Origin of the sequence: Pseudomonas agarici (genome assembly GCF_001543125.1) — a bacterium.
Taxonomy (GTDB): Bacteria; Pseudomonadota; Gammaproteobacteria; order Pseudomonadales; family Pseudomonadaceae; genus Aquipseudomonas; species Aquipseudomonas agarici.
Map to the genome: position 1 here is coordinate 918,065 of NZ_CP014135.1, position 11,403 is coordinate 929,467.

Annotated in this window: 11 protein-coding genes; all 11 read left to right on the plus strand. The window is 59.4% G+C overall.

The window, feature by feature from the left end:
• The first annotated feature begins 5 nt into the window (after positions 1–5).
• Entirely contained in the window at positions 6–761 is a 756-nt protein-coding gene (gene uppS, locus AWM79_RS04170; RefSeq protein ID WP_060782213.1) for a polyprenyl diphosphate synthase, read from the plus strand.
• A complete protein-coding gene (locus AWM79_RS04175; protein WP_017130860.1) occupies positions 761–1,573 on the plus strand; it encodes a phosphatidate cytidylyltransferase in 813 nt (270 codons plus the stop codon). The genes uppS and AWM79_RS04175 overlap by 1 nt, the downstream gene beginning before the upstream one ends.
• Complete coding sequence (ispC, locus tag AWM79_RS04180) at positions 1,570–2,760, plus strand: 1-deoxy-D-xylulose-5-phosphate reductoisomerase (RefSeq protein WP_017130861.1); 1,191 nt, start codon at positions 1,570–1,572, stop codon at positions 2,758–2,760. Before AWM79_RS04175 ends, ispC begins: the two co-directional genes overlap by 4 nt.
• Before the next feature lie 54 nt (positions 2,761–2,814).
• Positions 2,815–4,167, plus strand: a complete 1,353-nt coding sequence (gene rseP / locus AWM79_RS04185; RefSeq protein ID WP_017130862.1) for a sigma E protease regulator RseP — start codon at positions 2,815–2,817, stop codon at positions 4,165–4,167.
• Positions 4,168–4,245: 78 nt separating this feature from the next.
• Positions 4,246–6,633 (plus strand): outer membrane protein assembly factor BamA, encoded by a 2,388-nt coding sequence (gene bamA / locus AWM79_RS04190; RefSeq protein WP_060782214.1) that lies wholly within the window; start codon positions 4,246–4,248, stop codon positions 6,631–6,633.
• Between the two features lie 44 nt (positions 6,634–6,677).
• Positions 6,678–7,181, plus strand: a complete 504-nt coding sequence (locus AWM79_RS04195) for an OmpH/Skp family outer membrane protein (RefSeq protein WP_017130863.1) — start codon at positions 6,678–6,680, stop codon at positions 7,179–7,181.
• 3 nt (positions 7,182–7,184) lie between these two features.
• Positions 7,185–8,240, plus strand: a complete 1,056-nt coding sequence (gene lpxD / locus AWM79_RS04200) for a UDP-3-O-(3-hydroxymyristoyl)glucosamine N-acyltransferase (protein WP_017130864.1) — start codon at positions 7,185–7,187, stop codon at positions 8,238–8,240.
• Between the two features lie 114 nt (positions 8,241–8,354).
• Positions 8,355–8,795: a 3-hydroxyacyl-ACP dehydratase FabZ gene (gene fabZ / locus AWM79_RS04205; RefSeq protein ID WP_017127129.1), complete on the plus strand. Its 441-nt coding sequence runs from the start codon at positions 8,355–8,357 to the stop codon at positions 8,793–8,795.
• Positions 8,792–9,568: an acyl-ACP--UDP-N-acetylglucosamine O-acyltransferase gene (gene lpxA, locus AWM79_RS04210; protein WP_017130865.1), complete on the plus strand. Its 777-nt coding sequence runs from the start codon at positions 8,792–8,794 to the stop codon at positions 9,566–9,568. Before fabZ ends, lpxA begins: the two co-directional genes overlap by 4 nt.
• A 2-nt stretch (positions 9,569–9,570) precedes the next feature.
• Positions 9,571–10,701, plus strand: a complete 1,131-nt coding sequence (lpxB, locus tag AWM79_RS04215; RefSeq protein ID WP_060782215.1) for a lipid-A-disaccharide synthase — start codon at positions 9,571–9,573, stop codon at positions 10,699–10,701.
• Positions 10,702–10,712: 11 nt separating this feature from the next.
• A complete protein-coding gene (gene rnhB / locus AWM79_RS04220; protein WP_060782216.1) occupies positions 10,713–11,339 on the plus strand; it encodes a ribonuclease HII in 627 nt (208 codons plus the stop codon).
• The last annotated feature ends 64 nt before the right edge of the window (positions 11,340–11,403 follow it).

The window sequence follows — 11,403 nt, forward strand, 5'->3', positions numbered from 1 at the left end:
TTTTCATGGAAAAGACCAAGCAGGCAGGACTGTCCTCGGTACCGCGCCACGTCGCGATCATCATGGATGGTAATAATCGCTGGGCGAAGAAGCGTTTCTTGCCCAGTGTCGCCGGCCATAAGGCCGGTGTCGATGCAGTGCGGGCGGTGATCGAGGTGTGTGCCGAGGCCAAGGTCGAGGTATTGACCTTGTTCGCCTTCTCCAGTGAGAACTGGCAGCGCCCCGCTGACGAGGTCAGCGCCTTGATGGATCTGTTTTTCAAGGCGTTGCGGCGCGAGGCCAAGCGCCTCAACGATAACAACATCAGCTTGCGGATCATTGGTGATCGCTCGCGATTCCATCCTGAACTCCAGGCAGCGATGCGCGAGGCGGAAGCCGTGACGGCGGGCAACAATCGTTTCATTCTGCAAATCGCCGCCAACTACGGTGGACAGTGGGATATCGCCCAAGCGGCGCAACGTCTGGCTTGCGAAGTGCAGGCCGGGCATCTGCGTCCGGACGACATCACCCCGCAGTTGCTGCAGACCTGTCTGGCAACTGGCGATCAGCCGCTGCCGGACTTGTGCATTCGTACCGGTGGCGAACATCGCATCAGTAACTTTTTGTTGTGGCAGTTGGCGTATGCCGAGCTGCATTTCTCCGACCTGTTCTGGCCGGACTTCAAACACGATGCCATGCGCAACGCGCTGGCTGATTTTGCTTCCCGCCAGCGTCGCTTCGGTAAAACGAGCGAGCAGGTCGAAGCGGGGGCCCGAGTTTAATGCTCAAGCAACGCATCGTCACGGCACTGATCCTTCTACCCATTGCCTTGTGCGGTTTTTTTCTGCTCTCAGGGTTCTGGTTTGCGCTGTTTATCGGCGTAGTCATCACTCTTGGTGCCTGGGAGTGGGCCCGCCTGGCAGGCTTTGAGGGGCAGCCGGCGCGTGTGGCGTATGCGGCGTCGGTCGCGGTTTTGCTGTTTTTCATGTACGTGCTGCCGAACCTGGCACCCTGGGTGCTGGGAGCGTCGGTGTTGTGGTGGGGGTTGGCGGTCTACCTGGTGCTGACCTATCCGCAGTCCAGTGCGCACTGGTCGAGCACGGCGAGCAAGCTGGTGATCGGTTTCCTGATCCTGTTGCCGGCCTGGCAGGGGCTGATCGAAATCAAGCAGCATGCTTCCGGCCACGGCAACCTGTTGATCATGGCGGTGATGATCCTGGTCTGGGGTGCCGATATCGGCGCCTATTTTTCCGGGAGGGCCTTTGGCAAACGCAAGCTGGCGCCGGCGGTCAGTCCGGGTAAGAGCTGGGAGGGTGTCTATGGCGGCCTGCTGTTGAGTCTGGTGATTACGGCAGTGGTTGGCCTGGTGTACGGCTGGGGCTTTGGCCAGATCCTGGCGAGCCTGTTGGGTGCGGCGGTCATCGTGTTCATTTCGGTCGTCGGCGACTTGACCGAAAGCATGTTCAAGCGTCAGTCCGGGATCAAGGACAGCAGTAACCTGTTGCCCGGTCATGGTGGCGTGCTCGACCGTATCGACAGCTTGACCGCGGCGATCCCGATGTTCGCGGTGTTGCTGTGGATCGCCGCATCGTGAGCCGCCCACAACAGATCACGGTATTGGGCGCTACCGGTTCCATCGGCATGAGCACCCTTGATGTCATTGCTCGGCACCCCGAGCGTTATCAAGTGTTTGCCTTGAGCGGCTTCAGCCGCCTGGCTGAGCTGTTCGCCTTGTGCGTGCGTCACAGGCCGCGTTTTGCAGTGGTGCCTGAGCGAGCCGATGCTCGTCGTCTGCAGGAGGATTTGCGCACCGCTGGCCTGTCTACCGAGGTAGTGGTAGGCGAAGAGGCGTTGTGCCAGATTTCGTCTGACCCCGAAGTCGACACCGTGATGGCGGCGATCGTAGGTGCGGCAGGCTTGCGTCCTACCCTGGCGGCGGTTGAGGCCGGCAAGAAAATCTTGTTGGCCAACAAGGAGGCGTTGGTGATGACCGGCGCCCTGTTCATGCAGGCAGTGCGCAAGAGCGGTTCGGTGCTGCTGCCAATCGACAGTGAGCACAATGCGATTTTCCAATGCCTGCCAGGCGATTTCGCCCGTGGACTGGGGGCAGTGGGAGTGCGACGCATTCTGCTGACCGCCTCCGGTGGCCCATTCCGGCAAACGCCGTTAACCGAGCTGGAGCATGTGACACCTGATCAGGCCTGTGCGCACCCCAACTGGTCAATGGGGCGCAAGATTTCCGTCGACTCCGCGAGCATGATGAATAAGGGGTTGGAGTTGATCGAGGCCTGCTGGCTGTTCGATGCTCTGCCGAGCCAGGTCGAGGTGGTGATTCACCCGCAGAGCGTGATCCATTCGCTGGTCGATTATGTCGATGGCTCGGTGCTCGCCCAATTGGGCAATCCGGACATGCGCACGCCGATTGCCAATGCGCTGGCGTGGCCGGAGCGCATCGATTCCGGTGTCGCTCCATTGGATTTGTTTTCTGTGGCACGGCTGGACTTCCAGGCGCCGGATGAGCAGCGTTTCCCTTGTTTGCGCCTGGCGCGGGCCGCCGCCGAAGCCGGCGGCAGCGCACCGGCGATGCTCAATGCGGCCAATGAGGTGGCCGTAGCCGCGTTTCTCGAACGGCGTATCCGTTATCCCGAGATCGCGAGTATCATCGAGGCAGTGTTGAATCTGGAACCTGTTGTTGCGGTCGATGAACTCGGCGCGGTATTCGCAGCAGATGCCAAGGCACGGGCATTGACCGAACAGTGGCTGAGTCGCAACGGGCGTTGAGCCCGGTGTAGCGTAAGCGCGATGCGACACTTGATAGGATTGCGGAGAAAGTAGATGAGCGCGCTCTATATGATTGTCGGCACCCTGGTGGCATTGGGTGTGCTGGTTACTTTTCATGAATTCGGTCACTTCTGGGTGGCGCGCCGCTGCGGCGTCAAGGTGTTGCGCTTTTCCGTGGGGTTCGGTACGCCGCTGCTGCGTTGGCATGACCGTCATGGCACCGAGTTCGTGTTGGCGGCGATTCCGCTCGGCGGCTACGTGAAGATGCTCGACGAGCGTGAAGCGGCGGTTGCGCCGGGCGAGCTCGATCAGGCCTTCAATCGCAAGACCGTGCGTCAGCGCATCGCTATTGTCGCTGCCGGCCCAATCGCCAACTTCCTGTTGGCAATCGTGTTTTTTTGGGTGCTGGCGATGCTCGGCAGCCAGCAGGTACGTCCGATCATCGGCGGGGTGGAGAGCGGCAGTATCGCAGCCAAGGCGGGTTTGAACGTCGGTCAGGAAATTGTCGCCATAGATGGCGAGCCGACCACCGGTTGGTCCGCCGTCAACCTGCAGTTGGTCCGTCGGCTGGGAGAAAGTGGCACGTTGCACTTGCAGGTGCGTGAGCCGGGTTCGACCAGCGACTCTCCCCGTGAGCTGATCCTTGACCACTGGCTGCATGGCGCTGACGAGCCCGACCCGATCAAGTCCTTGGGGATTCGTCCGTGGCGCCCGGCGCTACCGCCATTGTTAGCCGAACTCGACCCCAAAGGCCCGGCTCAGGCCGCTGGCCTGAAGACCGGCGATCGCCTGCTGTCGTTGAATGGCGATGCCGTCGATGACTGGCAGCAAGTGGTGGATTGGGTCCGTGTACGGCCGGATACCAAAATTGTGCTGCATGTGGAGCGCGATGGTGCTCAAATCGATGTCCCGCTGACCTTGGCTTCCCGGGGTGAGGGTAAGTCTGCCAGCGGTTACCTGGGGGCAGGCGTCAAGGCCGTGGATTGGCCGCCGGAGATGGTCCGAGAGGTCAGCTTCGGGCCTTTGGCGGCGATCGGCGAGGGGGCCAGGCGTACCTGGAACATGAGCGTTCTGACCCTGGATTCGCTAAAGAAAATGTTGTTCGGCGAGCTCTCGGTAAAAAACTTGAGTGGACCGATAACCATTGCTAAAGTGGCGGGCGCTTCGGCCCAGTCGGGTGTCGCTGATTTCCTGAATTTCCTGGCTTATTTGAGCATCAGCCTGGGCGTTCTGAATTTGTTGCCTATCCCGGTACTGGATGGGGGGCATTTGCTGTTTTATCTGATCGAGTGGGCCCGTGGTCGCCCGTTGTCGGAGCGAGTACAGGGTTGGGGGATACAAATCGGCATCAGTTTGGTGGTTGGGGTGATGCTACTTGCCCTGGTCAACGATCTGGGTCGACTGTAACGCGCCGAAGAAATTGCGAGTTCGCCGCATTTTTTTGCGGCAATTTGTTTATTGCCAGTTGGAATAAGAAAGGACTTCATGAAACGTCTGCTGCTAACTGCGGTTCTCACCGTATTGATGATCGCCGAAGTTCACGCCGAGTCCTTCACTATCTCCGATATTCGTGTCAATGGCCTTCAGCGGGTATCCGCTGGTAGTGTGTTTGGCGCGTTACCATTGAACGTTGGGGAGCAAGCGGATGATCGGCGCCTGGTGGAATCCACTCGCGCGTTGTTCAAAACCGGGTTTTTCCAGGATATCCAGCTGGGGCGCGACGGTAACGTTCTGGTTATCACGGTGGTCGAGCGGCCTTCGGTGGCCAGTATCGATATAGAAGGCAACAAGGCCATTTCGACTGACGACCTGATAAAGGGTCTGAAGCAGTCCGGTCTGGCCGAAGGTGAGATCTTCCAACGCGCAACCCTCGAAGGTGTTCGTAACGAACTCCAGCGTCAGTACGTGGCCCAAGGCCGCTACTCCGCCGAGGTCGAGACCGAAGTGGTGCCACAGCCGCGCAATCGCGTAGGCTTGAAAATCAAGATCAACGAAGGCACCGTTGCCGCCATCCAGCACATCAACGTGGTGGGCAACACGGTATTCCCCGACGAAGACCTGATCGATTTGTTCGAACTCAAGACCACCAACTGGTTGTCGTTCTTCAAGAACGACGACAAGTATGCTCGTGAAAAACTTTCCGGTGACCTGGAGCGCCTGCGTTCCTATTACCTGGACCGTGGCTATATCAACATGGATATCGCCTCGACCCAGGTTTCGATCACGCCGGACAAGAAAAACGTCTATATCACCGTCAACGTCACCGAAGGTCAGAAATACAAGGTTCGCGAGGTGAAGCTCAGCGGTGACCTGAAAGTGCCTGAAGACCAGGTCAAGTCCCTGCTGCTGGTCGAGAAGGGCCAGGTATTCTCGCGTAAGCTGATGACCACTACCTCGGAGCTGATCACCCGTCGCTTGGGTAACGATGGTTATACCTTTGCCAACGTCAACGGCGTACCGACGCCGAACGACGAGGATCACACCGTCGATATCACCTTTGTGGTCGATCCGGGCAAGCGTGCCTACGTCAACCGGATCAACTTCCGTGGCAACACCAAGTCCGCCGACGAAGTGTTGCGTCGTGAAATGCGCCAGATGGAAGGCGGTTGGGCTTCCACCTACCTGATCGACCAGTCCAAGACCCGTCTCGAACGCCTGGGCTTCTTTAAGGAAGTCAACGTCGAGACCCCGGCGGTTCCAGGTGTCGACGACCAGGTCGATGTGAATTACGCGGTGGAAGAGCAGGCTTCGGGTTCGATCACCGCCAGCGTCGGTTTTGCCCAGAGTGCCGGTCTGATCCTCGGTGGTTCGATTACCCAGAACAACTTCCTCGGTACGGGTAACAAAGTCAGCATCGGCCTGACCCGCAGTGAATACCAGAGCCGTTACAACTTCGGCTACGTCGATCCCTATTGGACCACCGACGGTGTCAGCCTGGGTTACAACGTGTTCTATCGCACCACCGACTACAAAGACCTCGACGTCGATGTTGCCAGCTATGCGGTAGATAGCCTGGGTGCCGGTGTGAGCGTGGGTTACCCGATCAGCGAGACCTCGCGTCTGACCTTCGGTCTGACTGCGCAGCAGGACAAGATCAAGACCGGCCTGTATACCGTGGACGAGATCTTCGACTTCGTGAACCGCGAGGGCGACAGCTACCTGAACTTCAAGGCCTCGGTCGGCTGGTCGGAATCGACCCTGAACAAGGGCGTCCTGGCCACCCGTGGTCATTCCCAGAGCGTGACCCTGGAAGCCACCACGCCAGGCAGCGACCTGTCATTCTTCAAGCTCGACTACCGCGGCCAAGTGTTCGCGCCGCTGACTGATACCTACACCATGCGTTTCCATACCGAACTGGGTTACGGCGACGGCTATGGCTCGACCGAGGGCTTGCCGTTCTACGAGAACTACTATGCCGGTGGTTTCAACTCGGTCCGTGGCTTCAAGGACAGCACCTTGGGTCCTCGTGGTACGCCAAGCCGCGGTGTGGGCGTGACGGGTAACGTCGGTACCATTGCCGACTCAGACAATGATCCGCTGCCGTTCGGTGGTAACGTGCTGATCCAGGGCGGCGCGGAGGTGCTGTTCCCGCTGCCGTTCGTCAAGGATCAACGCTCCCTGCGCACCTCGGTATTCTGGGATGTGGGTAACGTGTTCGACTCCAAGTGCGATCAGGTCAAGAACACCAACGGTTCAGCTTCCAATACACAGTGCAACGATATCAGTTTGAGCAACCTCGCCAGCTCCGTCGGTGTGGGCGTGACCTGGGTCACTGCCCTGGGCCCGTTGAGCTTTGCCCTGGCGATGCCAGTCAAGAAACCGGATAACGCTGAAACTCAGATATTCCAATTCTCCCTCGGTCAGACGTTCTGATAGTCTGACCCAAGATAACGACAATGAATTTGTAGGAGTTTATCGTGCGTAAGTTGACTCAACTGGTGCTGCTGGCGACCGTCCTGGTGGCTACCCCGGCGTTTGCCGAAATGAAGATCGCTGTCCTGAACTACCAGATGGCGTTGCTGGAATCCGACGCGGCCAAGAAATACGCCGTGGATGCCGAGAAGAAGTTCGGCCCGCAACTGACTAAGCTGAAAGCCCTGGAAAGCAGCGCCAAGGGCATCCAGGACCGCCTTGTCAGCGGTGGCGACAAGATGCAACAGGGCGAACGTGAGCGCCTTGAGCTGGAATTCAAGCAAAAGGCCCGTGACTTCCAGTTCCAGTCCAAGGAATTGAACGAAGCCAAGGCCGTAGCCGACCGTGAAATGCTCAAGCAATTGAAGCCCAAACTGGACAGCGCGGTAGAAGAAGTCATCAAGAAAGGTGCTTTTGACCTGGTGTTCGAGCGTGGTGCAGTGATCGATGTCAAACCTCAGTACGACATCACTCGCCAGGTTATCGAGCGCATGAATCAGCTGAAGTAATCCATGACTGCAACTATCAAGCTCGGCCAATTGGCCGAGATCCTCGGCGCCACCCTGCGTGGTGACCCGGAGAAGGAAATCACCGGGCTGGCCACCTTGCAGGAGGCTGGCCCAGCTCAATTGAGTTTTCTGGCAAATCCCCAATACCGTAAATACCTCGCGGACTGCCAGGCCGGCGCTGTGTTGCTCAAGGCCGCCGAGGCCGAGGCTTATGCTGGGAATGCCTTGGTAGTGGCCGATCCCTACCTAGCCTATGCAGGTATTTCGCACCTGTTCGACCCGAAACCCAAGGCGGCGCCAGGTATTCACCCGAGTGCTGTCGTGGCGGCGGATGCGCTGATCGACCCGGCGGCGAGTATCGGCGCTTTCGCGGTGATTGAGAGCGGTGCGCGCATTGGCGCGGGCGTGACCATTGGCGCCCAGTGCTTTGTCGGCGCTCGTTGTGAAATCGGCGATGGCGGCTGGCTGGCGCCACGGGTCACCCTGTACCACGACGTGCGTATCGGCAAGCGTGTAGTGATCCAGTCCGGCGCGGTGCTCGGTGGTGAAGGCTTCGGTTTCGCCAACAAAAAGGGCGTTTGGCACAAGATCGCCCAAATCGGCGGCGTGGTGATCGGTGATGACGTGGAAATCGGTGTGAATACCGCCATCGATCGCGGCGCATTGGCCGATACGATCATCGGTAACGGCGTCAAGCTCGACAACCAAATCCAGATCGCCCATAACGTCCAGGTGGGTGATCACACCGCAATGGCGGCCTGCTGCGGCATTTCCGGCAGTACCAAAATCGGTAAGCATTGCATGCTCGCCGGTGGCGTCGGCCTCGTAGGGCACATCGAAATTTGCGATAACGTGTTCCTGACCGGGATGACCATGGTGACCCACTCGATCACTGAGCCGGGCTCCTATTCTTCCGGTACGGCCATGCAGCCGGCCGCCGAGTGGCGCAAGAGCGCGGCGCGTATTCGCCAACTCGATGACATTGCGCGGCGACTGCGACAGCTGGAAAAACGTGTCGGGGACGTGACCCCGGACGCGAACGCTTCATCTGAAGGCTGATACCATTTCCATATCAAGTAGTCGCCTGAGTCTGTACGAAAGCTAACTTCTTGATTTGCTAGAGGCGCATGCCCGTGGCGTGCTCCCCATCTTTACTACAGGCTTCCCCACGAAATGATGGACATCAACGAGATTCGCGAATACCTGCCTCACCGTTATCCGTTCCTGCTGGTTGACCGGGTGGTGGAACTGGATGTCGAGGCCAAGCGCATTCGTGCTTACAAGAATGTCAGCATCAACGAGCCTTTCTTCAATGGCCATTTTCCGGCGCATCCGATCATGCCGGGCGTATTGATCATTGAAGCCATGGCCCAGGCTGCCGGCATCCTTGGTTTCAAGATCCTGGACGTGAAGCCTGCCGATGGCACCCTTTACTATTTCGTCGGCTCCGACAAGCTGCGCTTCCGCCAGCCGGTCAAGCCGGGCGATCAATTGATCCTCGAAGCCACCTTCATCAGTTGCAAGCGCAAGATCTGGAAATTCGAGTGCCAGGCCTCGGTTGACGGCAAACCGGTGTGTTCGGCCGAGATCATCTGCGCGGAACAGGCGGTATGAGTTTGATTGACCCTCGCGCAATCATCGATCCGGCGGCCGTGCTGGCCGACGGCGTCGAGGTCGGCCCTTGGTCGATCATCGGCGCAGGTGTGGAAATCGGCGAGGGAACAGTGATCGGGCCGCATGTGGTCCTCAAGGGCTCGACCCGGATTGGCAAACACAACCGCATCTACCAGTTTTCCTCGGTGGGTGAGGATACCCCTGATCTTAAGTACAAGGGCGAGGACACTCGTCTGTGGATCGGTGACCACAATATCATCCGCGAAGGCGTGACGATTCATCGCGGCACGGTCCAGGATCGCTCGGAAACCACACTGGGTGATCACAACCTGATCATGGCTTATGCCCATATCGGCCATGACAGCGTGATCGGCAACCATTGCATCCTGGTCAACAACACGGCGCTGGCCGGTCACGTGCATGTCGATGACTGGGCGATCCTTTCCGGCTACACGCTGGTGCATCAGTTCTGCCATATTGGCGCCCACAGTTTTTCCGGCATGGGCACCGCCATTGGCAAGGACGTCCCGGCCTATGTCACGGTGTTCGGCAACCCGGCCGAAGCCCGCAGCATGAACTTTGAAGGCATGCGCCGTCGGGGCTTCAGCGAAGAAGTGATCCATGCGCTGCGCCGGGCCTACAAGGTGGTGTATCGCCAGGGCCTGACGGTGGATCAGGCGATTGTCGAACTGGCCGAGCCTGCCGCGCAGTACCCGGAAGTGGCGGTGTTTCTCGAATCCATCCAGTCCTCGACCCGCGGCATCACCCGCTGATCATGGCCAGCCTGCGTATTGCACTGGTTGCCGGTGAAGCGTCCGGCGATATTCTCGGTGCCGGTCTGATGCGGGCGCTCAAGGCGCGGCATCCCGCTGTCGAGTTTATCGGTGTGGGCGGTCCCTTGATGGAGGCGCAAGGGTTGGTCTCCTATTTCCCCATGGAGCGCCTGTCGGTCATGGGCCTGGTCGAGGTGCTCGGGCGTTTGCCTGAGTTGCTCAAGCGGCGCAAGACGTTGATCCAGACGCTGATTGCCGAAAAGCCGGATGCCTTTATCGGCATCGACGCCCCTGACTTCACCCTCAACATCGAACTCAAGCTGCGTCGAGCCGGGATCAAGACCGTGCACTACGTCAGTCCATCTGTCTGGGCCTGGCGCCAGAAGCGGGTGCTGAAGATCCGCGAAGGCTGTGATCTGATGTTGACGCTGTTGCCGTTTGAAGCGCGTTTCTACGAAGAGCAGGGTGTGCCGGTGCGATTTGTCGGGCACACCCTGGCCGACACCATTGCGCTGCAGACCGATCGCTCGGCAGCGCGTGCCGAACTCGGTTTGCCGGACGGCCCGTTGGTGGCGTTGATGCCCGGCAGCCGTGGCAGCGAAGTGGCACGCCTGGGTGGGTTGTTCCTGGATACGGCGCAACGGTTGCAAGCGATGCATCCGGGCATTCGTTTTGTCATGCCGTGCGCCAGTGCGCAGCGTCGTAGCCAGATCGAGGCGTTGCTGGCGGAGCGCGACCTGCCGTTGACGCTGCTGGATGGCCAGTCCCATAAGGCACTGGAGGCCTGCGATGCGGTGTTGATCGCTTCCGGCACGGCTACCCTCGAGGCATTGCTCTACAAACGCCCGATGGTGGTCGCCTACCGCCTGGCGCCGCTGACCTTCTGGATTCTCAAGCGCCTGGTGAAAAGCCCCTACGTCTCCTTGCCCAATCTGCTGGCCCAGCGTCTGCTGGTGCCCGAACTGTTGCAGGACGATGCCACGCCTGAAGCGCTGGCCAACGCCCTGTCGCCGCTGATCGAGGATGGTCGGGAACAAACCCGCGATTTCGAGGCGATCCACCGGACCCTGCGCCTGGATGCCTCGAACCAGGCCGCCGATGCGGTCCTGACGTTGATCGGTAAGCCGGTATGAGTAACGTGAAGATGCAGATGGGACTGGACTTCAGCCTGGTGGCCGACGCCGAGGATCTGGTCGCCGGCGTCGATGAAGTTGGTCGCGGTCCGCTCTGCGGTGCGGTGGTCACGGCAGCGGTGATCCTTGATCCCAAGCGACCGATTCTCGGGTTGAACGACTCGAAGAAACTGACCGAGGCCCGGCGCGAAAAACTGTATGACGAAATCTGCGAAAAAGCCCTGAGTTGGTGCGTCGCCCGAGCCGAGGTCGAGGAAATCGATGCGCTGAATATCCTCCATGCCACCCTGCTTGCAATGCAGCGGGCGGTCGCGGGCCTGCATATCCAGCCCAGGTTGGCAATGATCGACGGCAACCGCTGCCCGCAACTACCGATGCCGGCGCAGGCTGTGGTCAAGGGCGATAGCAAGGTACCGGCGATTGCGGCGGCGTCGATTCTGGCCAAAGTCAGCCGTGATCGTGAAATGGCGGCTGTTGAATTGATCTATCCCGGTTATGGGATCGGCGGGCACAAGGGTTATCCGACTCCGGTACACCTGGAAGCCTTGAGTCGTCTGGGGCCGACGCCGATTCACCGGCGCTCGTTCGCGCCCGTGCGGCTGGCCTGGGAGGCCCGTGAAAGCCTTGTCGAGCTTTAGTCTGCTGATGTTTTAGCCCAGGCCCGGTACAATCCGGGCCTTGTCGTTTTTCATGCTTCTACAG